The organism is Nitrospira lenta, from assembly GCF_900403705.1.
GTDB classification, from domain to species: Bacteria; Nitrospirota; Nitrospiria; order Nitrospirales; family Nitrospiraceae; genus Nitrospira_D; species Nitrospira_D lenta.
On the sequence record NZ_OUNR01000019.1, the window covers coordinates 109434 to 128604 of the forward strand.

General features: G+C 58.2%; 18 protein-coding genes and 1 pseudogene. All 19 read left to right on the forward strand.

What is annotated here, in order from left to right; translation table 11 throughout:
* The first annotated feature begins 1 nt into the window (after position 1).
* Entirely contained in the window at positions 2-1930 is a 1929-nt protein-coding gene (locus tag NITLEN_RS15200) for a heavy metal translocating P-type ATPase (RefSeq protein WP_219999471.1), read from the forward strand.
* Between the two features lie 19 nt (positions 1931-1949).
* Positions 1950-2357, forward strand: a complete 408-nt coding sequence (locus NITLEN_RS15205) for a tetratricopeptide repeat protein (protein ID WP_181416907.1) — start codon at positions 1950-1952, stop codon at positions 2355-2357.
* 87 nt (positions 2358-2444) lie between these two features.
* Positions 2445-3326 carry a cation diffusion facilitator family transporter gene (locus NITLEN_RS15210; protein WP_181416908.1) on the forward strand — a complete coding sequence of 294 codons (882 nt, stop codon included), beginning with the start codon at positions 2445-2447 and terminating at the stop codon, positions 3324-3326.
* Positions 3327-3425: 99 nt separating this feature from the next.
* Positions 3426-3749 (forward strand): efflux RND transporter permease subunit, encoded by a 324-nt coding sequence (locus NITLEN_RS15215; protein ID WP_121990492.1) that lies wholly within the window; start codon positions 3426-3428, stop codon positions 3747-3749.
* A 210-nt stretch (positions 3750-3959) separates the two neighbouring features.
* Positions 3960-4184: a carboxymuconolactone decarboxylase family protein gene (locus tag NITLEN_RS15220; RefSeq protein ID WP_121990493.1), complete on the forward strand. Its 225-nt coding sequence runs from the start codon at positions 3960-3962 to the stop codon at positions 4182-4184.
* Positions 4185-4292: 108 nt separating this feature from the next.
* Entirely contained in the window at positions 4293-4910 is a 618-nt protein-coding gene (locus NITLEN_RS15225; RefSeq protein WP_121990494.1) for a sigma-70 family RNA polymerase sigma factor, read from the forward strand.
* Positions 4911-5071: 161 nt separating this feature from the next.
* A complete protein-coding gene (locus NITLEN_RS15230; RefSeq protein ID WP_121990495.1) occupies positions 5072-5290 on the forward strand; it encodes a heavy-metal-associated domain-containing protein in 219 nt (72 codons plus the stop codon).
* A gap of 205 nt (positions 5291-5495) precedes the next feature.
* Positions 5496-5666: pseudogene (locus NITLEN_RS18725) on the forward strand (cupredoxin domain-containing protein); the annotation flags it as partial.
* A 13-nt stretch (positions 5667-5679) separates the two neighbouring features.
* Positions 5680-8106, forward strand: a complete 2427-nt coding sequence (locus NITLEN_RS15240; RefSeq protein ID WP_121990496.1) for a heavy metal translocating P-type ATPase — start codon at positions 5680-5682, stop codon at positions 8104-8106.
* 244 nt (positions 8107-8350) lie between these two features.
* Positions 8351-8605 (forward strand): hypothetical protein, encoded by a 255-nt coding sequence (locus NITLEN_RS17935; RefSeq protein ID WP_146216218.1) that lies wholly within the window; start codon positions 8351-8353, stop codon positions 8603-8605.
* Between the two features lie 121 nt (positions 8606-8726).
* On the forward strand, positions 8727-9737 hold the full coding sequence (locus NITLEN_RS15245) for a hypothetical protein (protein ID WP_121990497.1): 1011 nt from the start codon (positions 8727-8729) through the stop codon (positions 9735-9737).
* Positions 9734-10507, forward strand: coding sequence for a transporter (locus NITLEN_RS15250; RefSeq protein WP_146216219.1), 774 nt, complete (start codon positions 9734-9736; stop codon positions 10505-10507). Before NITLEN_RS15245 ends, NITLEN_RS15250 begins: the two co-directional genes overlap by 4 nt.
* 32 nt (positions 10508-10539) lie before the next feature.
* Entirely contained in the window at positions 10540-10950 is a 411-nt protein-coding gene (locus NITLEN_RS15255; protein ID WP_121990499.1) for a tetratricopeptide repeat protein, read from the forward strand.
* A 639-nt stretch (positions 10951-11589) separates the two neighbouring features.
* Positions 11590-12030, forward strand: coding sequence for a heavy metal-responsive transcriptional regulator (locus tag NITLEN_RS15260; RefSeq protein WP_121990500.1), 441 nt, complete (start codon positions 11590-11592; stop codon positions 12028-12030).
* Positions 12027-12383: a carboxymuconolactone decarboxylase family protein gene (locus NITLEN_RS15265; RefSeq protein ID WP_121990501.1), complete on the forward strand. Its 357-nt coding sequence runs from the start codon at positions 12027-12029 to the stop codon at positions 12381-12383. Before NITLEN_RS15260 ends, NITLEN_RS15265 begins: the two co-directional genes overlap by 4 nt.
* Positions 12384-12917: 534 nt before the next feature.
* Entirely contained in the window at positions 12918-13274 is a 357-nt protein-coding gene (locus NITLEN_RS15270; protein WP_146216220.1) for a hypothetical protein, read from the forward strand.
* Positions 13275-13369: 95 nt separating this feature from the next.
* On the forward strand, positions 13370-14713 hold the full coding sequence (locus NITLEN_RS15275; RefSeq protein WP_219999472.1) for a TolC family protein: 1344 nt from the start codon (positions 13370-13372) through the stop codon (positions 14711-14713).
* The gene (locus NITLEN_RS15280) at positions 14710-15963 is read left to right on the forward strand and encodes an efflux RND transporter periplasmic adaptor subunit (RefSeq protein ID WP_181416909.1); all 1254 of its coding nucleotides are present in this window, start codon (positions 14710-14712) and stop codon (positions 15961-15963) included. The genes NITLEN_RS15275 and NITLEN_RS15280 overlap by 4 nt, the downstream gene beginning before the upstream one ends.
* Positions 15964-15969: 6 nt before the next feature.
* Positions 15970-19143, forward strand: coding sequence for an efflux RND transporter permease subunit (locus NITLEN_RS15285; protein WP_121990503.1), 3174 nt, complete (start codon positions 15970-15972; stop codon positions 19141-19143).
* The last annotated feature ends 28 nt before the right edge of the window (positions 19144-19171 follow it).

Below are 19171 nucleotides of genomic sequence, written 5' to 3' on the forward strand. Positions count from 1 at the left end.
AGTGAGGCCGGAAGGAAACGATCACCAAGATGGCTTTGACGGGCCATGGTGGCGCTATCCCGTGCTTCGCAACGCGCTCATGGCCGGCGCACTGGCAGGTGCGGGATTCGTCCTGGCCCATCTCGGGCTGATCTCGTCGCAAATTGAGGGCCTGTGCTACCTCCTGGCGATCCCCTTAGGCGGGTATCACTGGGGTCGCGAGGCGGTGGAGGCACTCGTTCGCGAACGGGTTGTGGGGATCGACCTCTTGATGCTCGCCGCGACGGTGGGGTCCGGTATCTTGGGCCTCTGGGATGAAGCGGCCTTTCTCGTCTTTCTCTACGGGTCCGCTGAAGGTTTGGAGGAGTACACGTACGCCCGGACGCGGTCGGCGATTCGGGCCTTGCTCGATCTCGCGCCGAAGGAAGCTCACGTCCTGCGCAACGGAGAGGAGCTGACCATCCCGGCTGAACGCCTCCAAGTGGGCGATCACTTTCTGATTCGCCCTGGCGAGGGGCTCCCCACCGACGGGATCATCCGGTCAGGCAGCTCGAGTCTCGATGAATCCCCAATTACGGGAGAATCCCTTCCCGTGGACAAGGGGCTGGGGATGAAGGTCTTCGCCGGATCGCTCAACCGGCAGGGCCTCTTAGAAGTCGAAGCGACGGCCCCATTTCAGGACAATACCCTGGCGAAGATCATTCATCTGGTCGAAGAAGCGCAGGAACGCAAAGGCGCGGCCCAGCAATGGATCGAACGGTTTGGGCGACGGTACAGCCCGGCGGTCTTGTTGGTGGCCCTCGGATTCCTCATTGTGCCCTATCTCTTGGGATTGCCGCTGGCCGACTGGGCGATGCGAGCCGTGGTCCTGCTCGTCGCCGCGGCACCCTGCGCCCTGGTGATGTCGACGCCGGTCGCGACCGCCGCCGCGATCGGCACGGCAGGCAAGCGCGGCATCCTCATTAAAGGAGGCGCGCATCTGGAACACCTCGGCCGGATTCGCGCGGTCGCGTTCGACAAAACCGGGACCCTCACCTACGGGAGACCAGTGGTGACGGATCTCATTCCGTTCACCGGTTCCGAAGAAGAACTGCTCGCGTTGGCCGCTGGAATGGAATATGGCTCGGAGCATCCACTGGCCAGGGCGATTGTGGAACGAGCGCGGGCGGCCGAGATCGTGCCAGTGGAGGTGCGAACGTTTCACGCGCTCATGGGTGCGGGAGCGACCGCGGTCGTGGGAGACCAGAGCTGGTACGTGGGGAGCCCCGATCTGTTCCAACAGCTCGGCGTGGACCTGACGACGATCGAGGGCCATGTGCGAGCGCTTCAGGCAGAGGGGAAGACCGTGGTCCTCGTGGGCAATCAACACACCCTGCGAGGCCTGTTCGCGCTGCAGGACCGCATCCGCGAGGGCGTGCGCGAGGTCATCGCGGGCCTGCATACGATGGGCGTCCGCGTCGTCATGCTGACAGGGGACAATGCGCGAACAGCGCGGAGCGTCGCCCAGGCGCTGGGAATCGACTCCTACTTGGCGGATCTCAAGCCGGAAGACAAAGTCCGAGCGGTGCACGACCTGGAAGCCCGCTACGGCGCTGTGCTGATGGTGGGGGACGGGGTCAACGATGCGCCGGCCCTGGCCGCCGCCACCTGCGGGGTGGCGATGGGTGCGGCGGGGACCGATGCCGCTATCGAAGCCGCCGACGTAGCTCTAATGGCCGATGATCTCTCGAAGGTGGGGGAGGCGCTGCGGCTGGGAGCCAAAGCGAGGCAGATCAGCATGGAGAACATTGTCTTCTCCCTCGTGCTGCTCGCGGTCCTTATTCCCTTGGCGGTCGGCGGCTTCCTCAGCGTCGCCGTTGCGGTTCTGGTGCATGAAGTCAGTGAGCTTCTGGCCGTGGCGAATGGGCTCCGGGTCGGCTGGCCAGCAGCCCGCGTCTCAACCTCGGAGTAGCCGATCGAAGGAGGAATTGATGCTGAGCAAGACGATGGTGATTGTTCCAATCGCATTAATCATGTGGAGCGGATGTCAGTCGACAGCCCCGCCTACGTTGTTGTCCGCGCCGACAGGTGTGAGCGCACCAGCAGCACAGCATAATGAAGAGGGGATCCTCGCGTACAAGCAGAATCGGTGGGCCGAAGCCCAGCAGCATTTCGAAGCCGCGATCACAACAGTGCCGATCCTGGCGGAAGCGCATTACAACCTCGGGAAGACCCTGTACAAACTGAACGCCTTCAAAGAAGGCGATGCCCATTTTATTGAGGCGGCCAACTTGGCACCGGGGAATAAAGTAATTTGGGATTCTCCAGCCCTCAAGCATGTAACGGTTCCGGAGAAAGAGCCTCCAGGGGGGTCCGACGGGCACGGCCACGGCCACTAACGTTCGCCAAGCCTGGCGTTCATGACGAGGCTTCGTACGTCGTGCACCGCTTGGAAGATAATCGGCAGCTTAGAAAGACGAGGTTCCATGCATAACAATTCAGAGAGTAGACCCACGCAGCAAAAGAATCTGCTACGCGTCTTGCTGATCACGGGGACGTTTATGATCATCGAGGTGGTCGGCGGTCTGCTCACGGGAAGTTTGGCATTGTTGGCGGACGCAGGCCATATGCTGACGGATGTGGCGGCGCTAAGCCTGAGCGCCTTTGCCATATGGATGGCCGCCAGGCCTTCGACACCGGACAAGTCGTATGGTTATCACCGGGCAGAAATCCTCGCCGCGGCTATCAATGCCGCAGTGTTGTTGATGCTGGCGATCTGGATCGTCGTTGAGGCCTACCGTCGTTTTTTCGAACCGCCCCACGTCGCCGGCATTCCGATGTTGTTAATCGGCTTCGTCGGCTTGGCGGTGAATCTTGTCAGCCTGAAGGTACTCGAAGACCATGGGAACGAGACCTTGAATATCCGCAGTGCCTACTTAGAAGTGCTCAGTGATGCGATCAGTTCGATCGGAGTTATTCTTGGCGGGGCGACGATATGGTTGACCGGATGGTTTCCCATTGATCCGTTGCTCAGTGTCGGCATCAGCCTCTTTATTGTATGGCGCACGTGGGCACTCCTTTCTCAGGCTGTGCACGTCCTCATGGAGGGGGTGCCGACTCGCCTGAACGCCAGAGAGGTCGGACAAGCGATGGTCGCCGTGCCTGGCGTGAAGGGGATTCATGATCTTCACATCTGGACCATTACCTCCGGTCTCGACGCCCTCAGTGCCCATGTGGTGGTCCCTGTTGGGGAGGATCGGAACGCAGTGTTGGGACACCTCCAACAGCTTCTACGAGATCGCTTCGGAATTGATCATGCCACACTGCAGATTGTGGAGGAACGATCAGACCGAGTTCAGGTGGAATAAATATCCGAGAAGGTTCGGACTGGGTGAGTATATCTTGACTTTCTTTTCCCCGATTTGAGCGTGGCCTCAGCCGGAGTGGCATCAACTATCGGAGTTGTCATGCCGGTCTATCTCAACGAAGCGTATGAACGGCGAGTGCGTGAAGGCCGCAGGACGACAGTTCAAGACCTGCGTGAGGTCATGATGGAAGGAGTAGTTCAGCGGGTGCGGCTCAAGGTGATGACCGTCACTGCCGTCATGGGCGGGTTATTGCCAATCATGTGGACCACCGGTCCCGACGCCGATATGATGAAACGGATCGCTGCACCGATGATTGGTGGTATGGCCGACTCGACCATCCTTACGCTGATCTTTCTTCCGATCCTCTATGCCATGTGGCGACGCGTTCAGCTCTGTTGCGTGATTCCGAGTCCTGTATCGTAGAGAGTTGCGGTAGGAAGCCATGAACCAGAGCAAATATAAATGTGCTTTACCTGAATGAGCGGAGACACAGAAGGGCGGCACATTGAGAAGCCGACCTTCTGCCCTCTCAGCGGTCAGCTCACGAGGTTATGCACCCACTGCCACGCCTTGGAAGCGGCCTCATAGGGGCAAAAGCCAAACTGTTCTACCCAGTAGAAGCTCCTGACTGCGATGGCTATCTCGATGGCGATTCGTTGCAAACCCTGTATCAGGGCTTATGTGAGGATGGCCTATGATAAGGGCGTCTCACAGGAGGAGCTGATTGAATTCCTCGAAGTGGCCATGACGATGCAAGGCTGTCCGGGGGAAGAATGGGCGCTCAAGGCGTATCGTGGCTACAAGGAATGTCTGATGGGCGGGCCCACAGACAAGACCGCGTTGTGCTGCGAACACTGAGCTTCCGACGCATCAGGGAGTAAGAGGGGCCTCGCATAGTATTTTGAACATATAGACCTGTTGCGCCGCTGGAGGACTGACGATAGGCTACGCAGAGAGAGGAACTCCATGAACAAGAAGAAGCAGGCAGTTCCACAAGACGAGCTCTCCTTCACCGCATCAAACGCGACTCCTGAACCTCACCTGAACGATATGATCCAACGGCTTCTAGAGCACGAGTCTGCGTTTCGAGTGTTCTTACATCGTCGTGTCGGTGATGAGGCGGTGGCGGAGGACTTATTGCAACAAAGTATGATTCGAGCCGTTCAACGTCACCATTCTGTGCGAAATGATGACAGTGTGGTGGCCTGGTTCTATAAAATCATTCGCCACACACTCATCGACTATTATCGATCGAAAAGTGCAGAAGCTCGTCGCAATGAAGCCTTTCTCCAAGAACTGACTCTCTCTGGAGACGATAAGGAGCCTCCGATCGATGAGATGAAAACCACCGTCTGCACTTGCCTTCACCGTCTCCTTCCGAAGTTGCGTTCGAACTATGCCGAGCTCATCCGGCGCATTGATCTCGAGGACGAATCTCCGAAACGCGTGGCGGAGGAGTTGAAGATCTCTCAAAGCAATCTCACGGTTCGGTTGCACCGAGCCCGTCAAGCCTTGCGCGCCAGCCTGGAACAGTCCTGCGGGGTCTGCAGTACACACGGCTGCCTGAATTGCACGTGCGACTAAACAGCGGCACCGTCCGCAACGATGAGTCCTCGCCTCATACCCACGCCCAATCGTATCTACAGGCACTGTAATAATTGGCGTCCTCTTCCGTCTGAAGGGGTGAAGGATGCGCGTTTCTTGAATGTGAGATGCGCGAAACCCACTCACTGAGGAGGTTCGACATGGACGAATTGACCCTGAAGATCGCCGGAATGAGCTGCGGGCATTGCGTCGGACAGGTCACGAAGGCGCTGACCCGGCTCGACGGTGTGCGGGTGAACAGCGTGAAGGTCGGCGAAGCAATCGTCGTTTATGACCCGAGGGAGATCGTTCCCACGGAGATTATCCAAGCTGTGAACGAGGCGGGATATGAGGCCGAGTTGGTCAGGAGGGTGGCATGAGCATGATGGAATGGATGGTCATCATCGGCGGCATCGCGGCGATGATCTGGATCAACTGGTACTTCTTTCTGGCCCGACAGACGGTGTCGAACGCCGCGATCAATGTGGAGGGAGTCCAGGAGGTCGCCATTGTGGTTGAAGGCGGCTATCACCCAGCCGTGGTGAGCGTGAGAGGGACAGGCCGGTCCGGCTCGTCTTTGACCGACGAGAACGGTCAGGTTGCTCGGAAGAGATCGTCTTTCCAGATTTTGGGGTCCACAAGTGCTTGCCCGCCTTCCGAAAGACCACGATCGAGCTGACGCCGACACAGACAGGCGATTTCGTGTTCACCTGCGGGATGAGCATGTTGCGCGGCCGGCTCATCGTGCAAGACTGACGAGGAGGAAACCATGCCGACCACGACTCCCTTGATACTGATAGAGAAACGGAACCCAAAAAATACGGCTCAACAAACCGGGACCAATGCAGTGACTGCCCATGAGAAGGTCACAATTCCCGTGAAGGGAATGACCTGCGCCGCCTGTCAGGCGCGCGTGCAACGGGCGCTACAGGCAAAACCGGGCGTCTTCGACGCCTCAGTGAATCTCATGCTGAAGAATGCCGCCGTCACGTACGATCCTGTGGTGACCTCCCCCAAGGCCCTGGTCGAGACGATCCGCGAGACCGGGTATGGTGCAGAACTCGCCGCGCAGGATCAGACTGCGTTCGATGAACAGGAGGCACAGGATCGGGCGCAGGAGGAAGAGTATCGGGAACTCAGGCACAAGGCGTTATTGAGTGGAAGCATCGGTTTGTTGGCCATGACACTCTCCATGCCGCTTATGGGGGCTGCCGATGCAGATGTCCATGGACCGGTTGCCGATCTGTTCATGCGATGGGCGATGGAATCAATGACCCCCGCCATCCATGCCGTCGCTCCCTGGCTCTATACGTTCACCCCATGGGTATTATCGTACGCGCTGCTCGCGCTGACCCTGCTCGTCATGGGTTGGGCGGGGCGGCATTTCTATGTGCGCGCCTGGTCCGCCTTCCGACATCACTCGGCGAACATGAACACACTCATCGCCGTGGGCACAGGGGCCGCCTTCCTCTACTCCGTGCTGGCGACTGTGGCGCCGGAGTTCTTCCTGAGTCGGGGCGTGCTGCCGGACCTCTATTATGAGGCGGTGATCATGATCATTGCGCTGATCCTGACCGGCAACGCGCTGGAAGCGCGGGCCAAACGACAGACTTCCGTGGCCTTGAGGCGCCTGGTGGAACTCCAACCGAAAACGGCGCGGGTGGTGCGGGCCGGCGCTGAGGTCGACATCCCAGTGAACGACGTGCAGAGCGAGGAGATCGTGATCGTGCGGCCGGGAGAACGCATCCCTGTGGACGGAGCAATCATTTCCGGGACGAGCGCGGTCGATGAATCGATGGTGACGGGCGAATCATTGCCGGTCGAAAAACAGCCGGGGGATCGCCTCATCGGTGGCACGATCAATAGGACCGGCGCCTTCCGGTATCGCGCGACGACGCTGGGGTCGGACAGCGTCCTGGCCCACATCGTCAAGCTGATGTGTGATGCTCAGGGCTCACGGGCTCCCATCCAGAGGCTCGCCGATCAGGTCAGCGGGATCTTCGTGCCGATCGTGCTGTCACTCGCGATCGCGACGTTTGTGATCTGGTTTGTTACGGCTGACCAGGCGCCGGCCATGCGTGCGTTTGCCGCGGCGGTTGCGGTCCTGATCATTGCCTGCCCCTGCGCAATGGGACTTGCCGTGCCGACTGCCGTCATGGTGGCGACCGGCAAGGGAGCCGAAAGGGGTATCCTGATCAAGGGCGGTGAGGCGTTGCAGCGGGCTGGGCAGATTAACACCGTCGTGTTGGATAAGACCGGCACGATCACCGAGGGACGGCCGACCGTCACGGACGTGGTACCGGTTTGGGGTACGGAGTGGTCTGAAAAAGATCTCGTACGGCTGGTCGCCTCGATCGAGGCCTCCTCTGAACATCCGCTGGCTGAGGCGATCGTGCGCTATGCGAACGAGCAGTCGTTGCCCCTGGCGACGGCAGACTCGTTCCAATCGGTCACGGGACAGGGAGCAACTGGCGTGGTAGATGGTGCCGCGCTGGCTGTTGGCAATGAGGCGCTCATGGCTGATTATGCGGTGGATCTCACCGCAGTGAAAGAGGAGGTGGAACGTCTAGCCGGTGAAGGAAAAACGCCGATGTATATCGCGATCAACGGGAAGTTGGCAGGGTTGATTGCCGTAGCCGACCCGATCAAGCCCACATCTCGTGAGGCCATTCAAAAATTGAACCAGCTGGGGCTCATGGTGGTGATGCTGACTGGGGATCACCGCCGCACGGCGGAGGCCATCGCACGGCAGGCCGGGATTGACCGCGTGGTCGCTGGGGTGTTGCCGGAAGGCAAAGTGGCCGAGGTCCGTCGCCGACAGCAGGCGGGAGAGGTCGTCGCGATGGTGGGCGATGGCATCAACGATGCTCCTGCCCTGGCACAGGCCGATGTCGGGTTCGCAATCGGCACCGGCACCGATATCGCTATGGAAGCGAGCGACGTGACATTGATGCGGAACGATCTCCGCGGCGTCGTGTCGGCTATTTTGCTAGCCAGGCGAACGATGCGGACGATGAAACAAAATTTGTTCTGGGCATTTGTCTACAACGTCGTGGGCATTCCCGTCGCGGCCGGTATTCTCTACCCGGCCTTCGGTATTCTGCTCAGCCCCATTCTTGCCAGTGCGGCCATGGCGTTCAGTTCAGTCAGCGTGGTGACGAACAGCCTCCGCCTCCGGCATGCGCGGGTGGCGTGAGGAGTTCGGATGCGAGGTGAGAGCGATCAACAGATCAATGAAAACCTATAAACCAAGACGCCCAAGAAGCCATACACGATCACCGTTATCGAGTACGAGGAACGATCGATCCAAGAAAGATCCCCTATGGTCCAACTGGGCAGCATCTTGGATATGGCCCTTGCCGCTTTGTGAAGGCTCACGTTCTGAAGTGGGCACCGTTCATTTGACCAAGCACAGGTGCTGATGTATTATCAGCCTCGTTATGACTAAACTCTTCCTTCTCGGTCTGCTGTGTCTGTCAGTGTTGTGCATGGTCCCGCTCATGGGGAGCCATCATCTGGCCTCAGACCATCTGCACCACGATGCGTCAGTCTCCTGCTCTACCTGCATGGGATCTGCGGCCATGAGTACGGTCGGTGTTCTCTTCGCCTTGCTGGGCTTTTCGAGTCTCATCATTCCGGCTGCGCCTCTTCTCACACTGGTCGTCGATCAGTTCCATCCTCCCCGCGTGCGCTGACGCTGTAACGCCGTTTCGTCTTCCAGAAAGCATTATCAGAAAACAGCCGTGACAGGTTCACGTGTGCTGGTCAGCTGTGTTTGAACAGCGGATCCGCTCAGGCGTTCCAGGAGAGAACATCATGCGTACGCGACAACTGTTGGCATTGTTCGGCGTCACGATCCTCATCGCCGGCATCACGGGGGCCTGTGCCCCGGTCGAGCAACGGGATAAGCGGTTCTATTACCGCGCCCTGTGGAATTTTGCATTGCGGGAGCAGTTGAAAGAACTGGATATTGAATTCAATGGCGTCGACTTTGGGCACTCGAACCTCTATGAAAATCTCCTGTTGACGGGAGCCAAAGATGTGTCGGCCATTGAGGACAGGGCAAGGAAGGAGACGCTCCGGTTTATTTATTCTCGGCCAGTTCTCAACCCGAATGAAGAAGCGATTGCGCCAAACTATATGAAATTGGCGTGGAAGGCGCAGAATACGTTTGATGAAGCCCATGCGCTTCACCGGGCCACCTACGATATCTATGTCTCGGACATCGAAGACAAAAAGACGGCCATCCACAACGTATTGGCGTTTTACAAGGAGAGTCAGTATGCGATCACCGCGAAGCAGCTGGATCATCAACGGTTGGATACCTTCCCGTACTCGAAATCGTTTCGCCGAAAGTTTCCGCTCTTCAACGCCACAATTTGGGCCTACCACTATCTCCAGGTTGTGGTCTATGACGCGTTAGCTGTGGCTCCGGACCTTCCGGCAAAACAAAAAGCTGTCGAGCCGATCCTGAGGACCTATCATGGCTATTTGCAGAAGCCACCGGTGGAATGGACGTTCATGCCGATGACGGCAGAGCTGAGTCCGAAGTTCGCGGCGGAGTATCCCGAGATCGCCAACATCTTCGATAACCTCCACATGATGCATGACAACATCAGTGACATTCTCACCAGCGATCTCCTCCCGACCTGGGAGGGAAAGCGCCAGGAAATCTACCGCGTGACCCAGACCTACTACTGGACCAGTGCGGATGCCACGAACCCCTTCTTCGTTCGTGAGGGACAACCCCACCACTCTGGCTTGACCCCAGGGGTAGAACCCGGAGCGCCGGGCGAACAGTCCGGACACTCAGGAGGTCACCAGTGAAAAGGAATACTTCCAGGGGTGTCGTACTGTTCCTGCTGATGGTGCCGACCGTCGTCTGGGCGTTGGACCACGACAATCTGGACCCCAACCGTCCCATTGCGATTGAAGATGCTTATGTGGTTCCGAAAGGAGAGATCGGGGTCGAGGGAGGACTATTATTTAGTGACCGCAAGCGAGGGGACAGCCGACTCGTGTTCCAGCCTCAGCTGATCATCGGGGCATTCAACAATACCCAATTGGAGCTGAGTAGCGATGTGTCGACGGACCCGAGGTCCGTCGTAGGGGATGATAAATCAGGCAATCTCACGGTCGGCGCGCTGTATAACTTCAATACCGAGACCCTGAGCCTGCCAGCCTTTGCAGCCCGCGTACAACTGGGGTTTCCCACCGGTGTGAGTGCGAAGGGAGTCGATACCGCGCTGACCGGCGTGATGACGCGCTCGTTCGGGCAATGGCGAACCCATGTGAATGTGGGGTATACGTTTCTGGGATCTCCACAGGGGATGGAACGGGTGGGAGCGTACCGTGTGGTAGCGGCGGTCAGTTATCCGCTCGGATATCCCACAAGTTTTCGCGATACCATTATTGCCAACGTCTTCACCCGCCAGTCTGATCTCCTGGGCCAACGGAATCCGACAGGCATTGGGATCGGTCTTCGGCATCAAGTCAGTTCCCGAGTCGTCGCTGATGTAGGCATCGGGAGTGAATTAATCGGGCCAGCAGATCGATCCGTGTTCTTCAGCACCATCGGACTGTCGGTGGGATTCTGAGAGAGGAGAAGCCTCTGGCACTCAACACTTTCATGCCCCGAATCGCCCTCGTTGCAGTGGCCCGGTTGGTGAGCGAGGGCTGCCAGTCCTCGCTAAAACCCAAGCAGATGGTGTTACCTGCACCAGTCGGCACGACTGCAACTGCAGTCCGCCACAATGACGAGGGCATTCTAGCCTATCAGCAGGGACAGTGGGAGAGCGCGAAGCAACATTTCGAAGCGGCAATCGCTGTGTTGCCAGAGTTGACCGAAGCTCACTACAACCTCGGGATGGCATTGTACCGCCTTGGAGCCCTGCGTGAAGGAGATGCGCATTTCATCAAGGCAGCCAATTTAGCGCCGGGCAACAAGGTGATCCGGGATTCGCCCCCGCTCGGAGGCGTGTCGGTTCCAGAGAAAGAGATCAAAATGCCTGGCAGCGATGGACATGGCCACAGTCACTGACGCGTGTCCTTGCAGTCGGATGTTGTCTGGGGAGTGAAAAGAGTCAGGCTAAGAAATGTTAACAGTCACATAGCGAGGTGTAGAGTGCGGTGTGGGTTGGCCTCGACTGCGCGTGTTGCGACCCGCTGTATTCAAAGGCCAGCAGATCTTCCGGCACCGACGCCGATATGATGAAACGGATCGCTGCACCGATGATCGGAGGTAGGGCCAGCTCGACCATCCTGACGCTGATCGTTATTCCGATCCTCTATGCCATGTGGCGACGCGTTCAGCTCTGTTGCGTGATTCCGAGTCCTGTATCGTAGAGAGTTTCGGTAAGAAGTTCTGAACCAGAACATGTATAGATGTGCTTCGCCTGAATACGAGAAGCCACAGAAGGGCGGCATATTGAGAAGCCGCCCTTCTGCTCTCTCAGCGGTCAGCTCACGAGGTTATGCACCCACTCCCACGCCTTGGAAGCGGCCTCATAGGGGCAAAAGCCAAACTGTTCTATCCAGGGACACATAGTCATCACCTCCCTTCGTGCACACTATCCTACGGCCTATACCGTGGTACGGGGTCAAGGGGTATCAGCTGTTTGTTGAGGCGCTTGACTCTATACCAGAGTACAAGGTGTAGACTGTCTCCCATGGTGGTGACATGGCTGCTCAACTAACGATCGGTCAGCTTGCCAGAATTGTCGGAGTGAATGTCCAAACCGTCCGCTACTACGAGCGTCTGAATCTGCTCAGGCCATCAGCAAGGAGGCCTTCGGGGTACAGACTGTACAGTCATGAAGAGGAACGACGTCTCCGGTTCATCAGGAACGCCCAAGCGCTCGGCTTCACGCTGCACGAGATCGCTGAGTTGCTCGTTCTCCGGGTTGCCTCAACGACTCGCTGTGGTGAAGCGCGGGAAAAGGCTCGGGCGAAACTGGTGCAGGTGGAATCCAAAATTGACGACTTACAGGCACTGGCCCGCGCACTGAACAGTTTGATCCGGGCTTGCAGGGTTGGCCGGCCCACCGGCCACTGTTCGATTCTGATGAGCCTTGAAGAAGAAATAAAATCTGGCGCGAAGAAGGGAGTGGCAAAAGGATGACAACGGAACGCGAGAGGCTGTTCGCGGAATTACGTCGCTTGAGTCCGAAGGTAACCGGCGGCTTACTACGCATGCGCCAGGTGACCTATCGGGATGCGGCTGTCGCAGCCAAATACAAACTGCTGACGGCCATGGTCGTCTCCATTGCGATTCGTTGCGAACCCTGTATCAGGGCGTATGTGAGGATGGTCTATGATAAGGGTGTCTCACAGGAGGAGCTGATTGAATTCCTCGAAGTGGCCATGACGATGCAAGGCTGTCCTGGGGAAGAGTGGGCGTTAAAAGCTTTCGCGGCCTTCAAGGAATGTGTGAGCGGGCAGCAGGCGGCAGATGCTGTGTGCTGCGTTCACTAAATGAATCAATGCCCGACGACGATTCCTGTCAAACGTGCAAGGGGCCCGGCTTAAAACGGAACAGCCATTGGTGAGACCAGTTTTCCCCGGCTTAATGATCTTCCCATCGACCTTCTTGATCGAGAGTGGCCACTTTGACTGATTCTAGGTAGCCACATTCCGTGATTGTATTCAGACGTGCCCACTTTCATTTTTCATCCAGCACAACAACATAAGAATACTCGCGGCTGAACTCTTTAACAGGCTCCAGGATCTCCTCAGCTGACGCGCTTTGCCACGGATATCGATATGGAGACTGACCCGAAATGCCTCAGTGGCATCCAATGATGAGGTCCGAGGCGCGGCCTGCTGGTTTGCATAAGCTCATGAAATCAAATGAGGTTTCTAGAATGTCTGGCAGCCGTTATTTCTGGCACCGCTGATGCTTAGACAATATTACGTGTGGTCGGTGAGACTTGATGTGTCAGCTGCAGTTGATAGAGCCTGGGCATCGAAGTTGACAGGTCTCAGGTCTTGTAGGAAATGGTCAATCCCATGATTCGACGAGTTAATACGCAATACGTTGCCCTGGTGCTCTTCTTCACCTTGTGCCAGGTGATCGGGATGATGTGTATGTCGCCGGATCTCTCGTCGATGGAAGGTGCGGCGCTGCTTGTGGAAGAGGAAATGGCCTGTCCAATGGATGGGACCACCATGTGCCCACCGTCACTCACCTCGTCTCCCGAACGTCAGATTAAGAACAGCATGGTCATGGATGTTGATCATGAGGCGATCCCGCTTAGTCCTGCTGCCGTGCGCACAGTTCCCTCGGCCCCGACGCTGTGGTCCTGGAGTCGCGCGTGGTCCATTGTCCCTCTCTCCATAGGTTCTTCCTCGGTCCTCCGAATCTGATTCCACCTCTTCAGTGCTTTCGCTCGCCGCTCGGCTGATTATGTTGAGCGGGCGATGCCTCCTTTCTTTCTTCAATGTCGTCTGGAGGTGCTGCCGTGAAACCATCACTCGTTCATATTCCGGCGTGGGTCTTCTCTGCCCTCACGCTCTCCGTCGTAGGTCTCACCCCGCTGTGCGCCAGCGGCGCGCAAGAGACTGGTGGTGCCACACGCCCGGATAGCGTGGTCCACATGGCACCCGGTGACGATCGGATTACTCTCCAGAGTCTCATCGAGGAAGTGGTCGCCCGGAGTCCGGAAATTAAGGCGGCCAGAGAACGGTGGGAGGCAGCCAAGGCCGTCGTACCGCAAGTCCAAACACTCCCTGATCCGAGATTGCAGTTGGGGTATCAGCGGATGCCGATGACCGATCCGCTTCAGGGCGCGATGTATGGATTCGGCCAGGAGATTCCGTTCCCAGGGAAGCTCAGATTGAAGGGCGAGGTGGCGCAAAGCGACGTCGACCGGCTGGAGCAGGAATTCAATGCCACGCGGCTGAGGCTCATTGCGACGTTGAAAGAAGCCTATTTCAACCTCCACTACGTGCACAAGAGCATCGAGATCGTCGAAAAGAACAAAGTCCTCTTGATGCAGTTCGAGAAGACGGCCAAGGCTCGGTACAGTGTCGGCCAAGCCGCGCAGCAGGATGTCTTCCGCGCCCAGGTCGAGATCTCGCGGGTGCTCGATCGCCTTGCCGTGTTGGATCAGCAAAAGGAGAGTTTGCATGCCGCGATCAATCGTCTCGTGAATCGACCGCCGGCTGGACCATTGGGAACACCGGAGGAAATTCAAACCACGATTATGACGATCCCATTACAGGAACTCAGCCGCCGCGCCGACGAGTTCTCCCCCGCGTTGTTGGCGACGGCAAAGAGCATTGATCGTTCGGAGCGGTCCGTTTCGCTGGCCAAACGCCAATATTACCCGGATTTTGATCTGACGGCCTTGGGACTTCGGAATGATCGGACCAACGACAACGGGTACCAGGTGATGGTGGGGATCAAGATCCCGCTGTTCTACGAAACGAAGCAGAAGCAAGGCGTGCGGGAGGCGCGCGCCAGCTTGGAGGGCGCGCGGGAGGATTTTACGGCGACTCGCCAGGACCTGTTATTTCAGGTGAAGGATGGGTTCGTGCAAGCGCAGCGCGCCGAGCGGCTGATCACCATCCTGCGCGATGCCATCATTCCCCAGGCAACGCTTGGCCTGCAGGCCGCGCAAGCCGGGTACGCGGTGGGGAAAGTAGATTTTTTGACGCTGCTCAATAGTCTCTTGACGCTCCAGGACAGCCAGCTAGAACTGCATGGCGAGATGGTGAACCACGAGAAAGCGCTCGCTCGGCTCGAAGCCGTAACCGGTGGACCGTTAGGTGGCCCGCAGCCGGAAAGGAAACCGGGATCATGACTCGTCAGCGTCTCATCGGCATGGGGATCGTGCTCATTGCGGCTGGCGCCGCACTCGTCTGGCTGATGTCACGGCCGGTGGTGCTGCCACCGGCGGATTCCCGACAGGACGAGATGGCCGGGATGGACATGCCGTGGATGGGAAAGGAGCAACAGAAGAAGCCGGCCCTGGTGGAGGAAGCGGTTGGACCAGGGACTCCCCTCGAGTCCGAAGGTGTGCCAGGCATCGTGACCATTGCACCGGATCGCCTCCAAACGATCGGCGTAAAGTATGAGCCGGTGGCGCGTCGTCCTCTGGAAAAGATCATCCGGACCGTCGGGCGCGTTGCCGTGGATGAGCGCAAGCTGGCCAAAGTCACGATCAAGTTTCACGGGTGGATCGAGCAACTATTCGTCAGCGCGACCGGAGACCACGTCAAGAAAGGGCAGCAGCTCTTCACGATCTACAGCCCCGATCTGGTCGCCACTCAGGAGGAGTATCTCCTGGCGTTGCAAGGCCGCAAGCAAATGGGGGAGAGTGAATTTCCGGAAGTGGCTCGGGGGTCACAGGACCTGCTGGAAGCGACCAAGCGCCGTTTTCAGCTCTGGGATATCACGGATGATCACATCCGAGAACTCGAAAAGACCGGTAAGGTGTTGAAGACTCTGCCGATCCATTCGCCCATCACCGGGACAGTCATCAAGAAGGACGCTCTCGCCGGGGCGCATGTGGATCCTGGCCAGGAGCTCTACACTATCGCGGATCTCTCCCATATCTGGATCTTGGCGGACATTTACGAATACGAACTCTCGTTCGTGAAGAAAGATCAGAAAGCGGCCGTCACCCTGTCCTATGATCCGAGCACGGTCCTGACCGGACACGTGGGTTTCATCTATCCCACCTTGGACCCGAAGACCCGCACCGCCAAAGTGCGGTTCGAACTCGACAACCGTGATGAAACGCTCAAGCCGGACATGTATGCCAACGTGGAACTGCGGGTCAGCCTGGGCACACGACTCGCGATTCCACAAGAAGCGGTCATCGAGTCTGGTCAGAAGCAAGTGGTATTTCTGCATCACGGCGGGGGAAAGTTGGAGCCGCGATTGATCAAGACCGGGGTGAAGACCGGGGAGTGGTCTGAAGTGCTGGAAGGACTTAAAGAAGGCGAGCACATTGTGACCTCGGCCAACTTTCTGATCGACAGCGAAAGCCGGCTCAAGTCCGTGGTCGAAGGCATGGGTGGCATGCCGGGTATGAAGATGAAGGATTAAGCGGACATGGTTGCACAGATCATCGAATTCAGCGCGCGAAACCGCTTCATTGTCTTCCTCCTGGTCTTTGCGTTTTCCGTCGTCGGACTCTGGGCGATGTGGGAGACACCAATCGACGCGTTGCCGGATATTTCCGACACGCAAGTCATCGTCTACACCACCTGGCCAGGGCGCTCGCCTGATCTCGTGGAAGATCAAATCACCTATCCGATCGTCACTGCCTTGCTTTCCGCGCCCAAAGTCACCGTCGTCCGGGGCTTCTCGGACTTTGGCTATTCCTACGTCTATATTCTCTTCAAGGACGGCACGGATATTTATTGGGCCAGGTCGCGCATCCTCGAACGGTTGAGCCAACTCTCCGGCCGCATGCCGGAAGGGGTCACACCGCAGCTCGGGCCAGACGCGACGGGCGTGGGCTGGGTCTTTCAGTACGCTTTGGTCGATGAAGCCGGACAGCACGATCTCGCCGCTCTGCGCAGTTTCCAGGATTGGTATTTGCGGTACTGGCTGCGGGCCGTGGAAGGCGTGGCCGAGGTGGCCAGTATCGGCGGGTTTGTCAGGCAGTACCAAGTGAACCTTGATCCGACCAAAGTATTAGCCTATCGCCTCTCCCTCCCTTCCATTGTCGAAACAATACGCCAGAGCAACAACGACGTGGGGGGCCGCGTCGTGGAGTTTTCGGGGATCGAATACGTGGTTCGTGGGCGTGGGTATATCAAGAAAGCGGAGGACATCGAGAAGATCGCGGTGGGGGTCAATGAGAACGGCACGCCGATTCTATTGCGCGACGTGGCGACGGTCCGGCTCGGGCCAGACATGAGGCGAGGGCTGGCGGAGTTAGACGGTCAAGGCGAAGTTGCCGGCGGCATCGTGGTCATGCGGTTCGGCGAGAATGCGTTGACCGTGATTGAACGGGTCAAGGCCAAGCTCAAAGAACTCGAACCCTCCATGCCAAAAGGCGTGAAGGTCGTCCCGGTCTATGACCGGAGCGACTTGATTCGAGAATCGATCGCGACGGCCAACGAAAGCCTTCTGGAAGAACTGGTCGTCACTGGGGTGCTGATCTTGGCGTTCTTGCTCCATGTCAGGTCCGCGATCGTTCCTATCCTCACCCTGCCGCTTGCCGTCCTGATCTCATTCATTCCCATCTATATGATGGGCATCGGCATGAACATCATGTCGCTGGGCGGCATCATCGTGGCGATCGGCGACATGGTCGATGCCGCCATCGTGATGGTGGACAACGCCCACAAGCGCCTCGAGGAATGGGAGCGGGATGGGAAGGTCGGCGACCGGCTCCAAGTCCTGATCGATTCGGCCAAAGAAGTTGGCCCGCCCATTTTTGCGTCTGTACTTGTCATCGCGATCTCGTTTATCCCGGTCTTCGCGCTCGAAGCGCAAGAAGGCCGCATGTTCAAGCCGCTGGCCTGGACCAACAACCTGGCCATCGTGATGTGCGCGGTCCTGGCCATCACGATGGTCCCGGCCTGCTTACCGACGTTCATTCGAGGCAAAATCTTTCCGGAACTGAAGCATCCTGTCACCCGCTCGCTCCAACGGCTCTATGCGCCCGTGCTGCGCACGGCCTTGCACTATCGGAAGGCGGTCGTGATCGGGGCTATCGTGTTGATGGCCAGCATCGTGCCGCTCTATCAGCAGATGGGCTCCGAGTTTATGCCGCCCTTGTACGAAGGCACGATCCTCTATATGCCGACGACGTTGCCGGGCTTGTCGGTGACGGAGGCCAGCCGGCTGCTGCAGATCATGGATCAAAAACTGCGATCCTTTCCGGAGGTGGAGCATGTCTTTGGCAAGGCGGGACGAGCCGAAACCTCCACCGACCCGGCGCCCTTTAGCATGATGGAAGTGGTCGTCGAGCTGAAAGCGAAGGAGCAGTGGCGACCAGGGTTGAGCTATGAGGGACTCGTGGATGAGATGGACCGCGCGCTCCAGATTCCTGGTGTGACGAACGCCTGGACGATGCCGATTAAGGCCCGGATCGACATGTTGACGACTGGCATTCGGACGCCGGTCGGGATCAAGATCTTTGGTCCCGATCTGAAACAGATCGAACAGATCGGTGAACATCTGGAAATGGTGCTCAAAGAGGTCCCAGGCACACGTAGCGTATATGCGGAGCGAGTGTCCGGCGGCTACTTCCTCGACTTCGATATCAACCGTGACGAGATTGCGCGCTATGGGCTCAAGCTGATGGATGTCGGAAGGATCATCGAAACGGCCATCGGGGGTGAAAATATCGCCACCACCATCGAAGGCCGGGAGCGCTATCCGATCAACGTCCGGTATCTGCGTGAGTTGCGGGATGATCCTGAAAAGCTGAAGCGCGTGCTCGTGGAGACCCCGACCGGCGCGCAAGTGCCGCTCGCGCAACTGGCCACGCTCCGATTCGTCAATGGACCGCCAATGATCCGGGACGAAAACGGCCTCCTCGCGGGCTATGTCTTCCTGGACATGACGGGGCGGGATGTCGGCGGCTATGTGGAGGATCTCAAGCGAGTGGTCAGAGAGAAGGTGACCCTGCCTCCGGGCTACACGATCGTCTGGTCCGGCCAGTATGAGTTCATGGAGCGGGTCAAGGAGCGCCTGAAACTGGTCGTCCCGCTGACGCTCATCATCATCTTTGTCACCTTCTATTTCACGTTCCGCTCGGTTGCACAAACCTGCATGGTGATGGTGGGGGTGCCGCTCTCGCTGGTGGGGGCCATCTGGTACCTGTCGATCCTGGGCTACAACATGAGCATCGCGGTGTGGGTGGGACTCATCACCGTCGTCGGGACGGCGGCGGAGACCAGTGCCGTCATGTTGGCCTATCTGGATGAAGCCTGTGCCCGCCGTAAAGCGGCCGGCGGGCTTACGACCCTGCAGGATGTCATCGAGACGGTGCAATTCGGGGCAGTGGAACGGATCCGGCCCATGATGATGATTGGCCTTGTGGACGTGATTGGGTTGATCCCGGTGATGTGGGCCACCGGCACCGGCGCCGATGTGATGAAACGGATCGCCGCGCCACAGGTCGGCGGCGTCTTCTCCGCCATGATCCTCACGCTGTTTGTCATCCCGCCCGTCTATGTCATGTGGCGGTGGTGGAAAGAACGACAGGCCGCTCACGTCACGGCGCCCGGGGCAACACACCCGCAGGGTGAGGCAGCGAGCGAATGACCATGACCGACACACACCGAAAATACAT

Bases quoted from the DNA above. Each gene is read 5' to 3' on its own strand.
- NITLEN_RS15205 (WP_181416907.1), top strand. From the start codon at position 1,950: ATGCTGAGCAAGACGATGGTGATTGTTCCAATCGCATTAATCATGTGG.
- NITLEN_RS15210 (WP_181416908.1), top strand. From the start codon at position 2,445: ATGCATAACAATTCAGAGAGTAGACCCACGCAGCAAAAGAATCTGCTA.
- NITLEN_RS15215 (WP_121990492.1), top strand. From the start codon at position 3,426: ATGCCGGTCTATCTCAACGAAGCGTATGAACGGCGAGTGCGTGAAGGC.
- NITLEN_RS15220 (WP_121990493.1), top strand. From the start codon at position 3,960: ATGGCTATCTCGATGGCGATTCGTTGCAAACCCTGTATCAGGGCTTAT.
- NITLEN_RS15225 (WP_121990494.1), top strand. From the start codon at position 4,293: ATGAACAAGAAGAAGCAGGCAGTTCCACAAGACGAGCTCTCCTTCACC.
- NITLEN_RS15230 (WP_121990495.1), top strand. From the start codon at position 5,072: ATGGACGAATTGACCCTGAAGATCGCCGGAATGAGCTGCGGGCATTGC.
- NITLEN_RS15240 (WP_121990496.1), top strand. From the start codon at position 5,680: ATGCCGACCACGACTCCCTTGATACTGATAGAGAAACGGAACCCAAAA.
- NITLEN_RS17935 (WP_146216218.1), top strand. From the start codon at position 8,351: ATGACTAAACTCTTCCTTCTCGGTCTGCTGTGTCTGTCAGTGTTGTGC.
- NITLEN_RS15245 (WP_121990497.1), top strand. From the start codon at position 8,727: ATGCGTACGCGACAACTGTTGGCATTGTTCGGCGTCACGATCCTCATC.
- NITLEN_RS15255 (WP_121990499.1), top strand. From the start codon at position 10,540: ATGCCCCGAATCGCCCTCGTTGCAGTGGCCCGGTTGGTGAGCGAGGGC.
- NITLEN_RS15260 (WP_121990500.1), top strand. From the start codon at position 11,590: ATGGCTGCTCAACTAACGATCGGTCAGCTTGCCAGAATTGTCGGAGTG.
- NITLEN_RS15265 (WP_121990501.1), top strand. From the start codon at position 12,027: ATGACAACGGAACGCGAGAGGCTGTTCGCGGAATTACGTCGCTTGAGT.
- NITLEN_RS15270 (WP_146216220.1), top strand. From the start codon at position 12,918: ATGATTCGACGAGTTAATACGCAATACGTTGCCCTGGTGCTCTTCTTC.
- NITLEN_RS15280 (WP_181416909.1), top strand. From the start codon at position 14,710: ATGACTCGTCAGCGTCTCATCGGCATGGGGATCGTGCTCATTGCGGCT.
- NITLEN_RS15285 (WP_121990503.1), top strand. From the start codon at position 15,970: ATGGTTGCACAGATCATCGAATTCAGCGCGCGAAACCGCTTCATTGTC.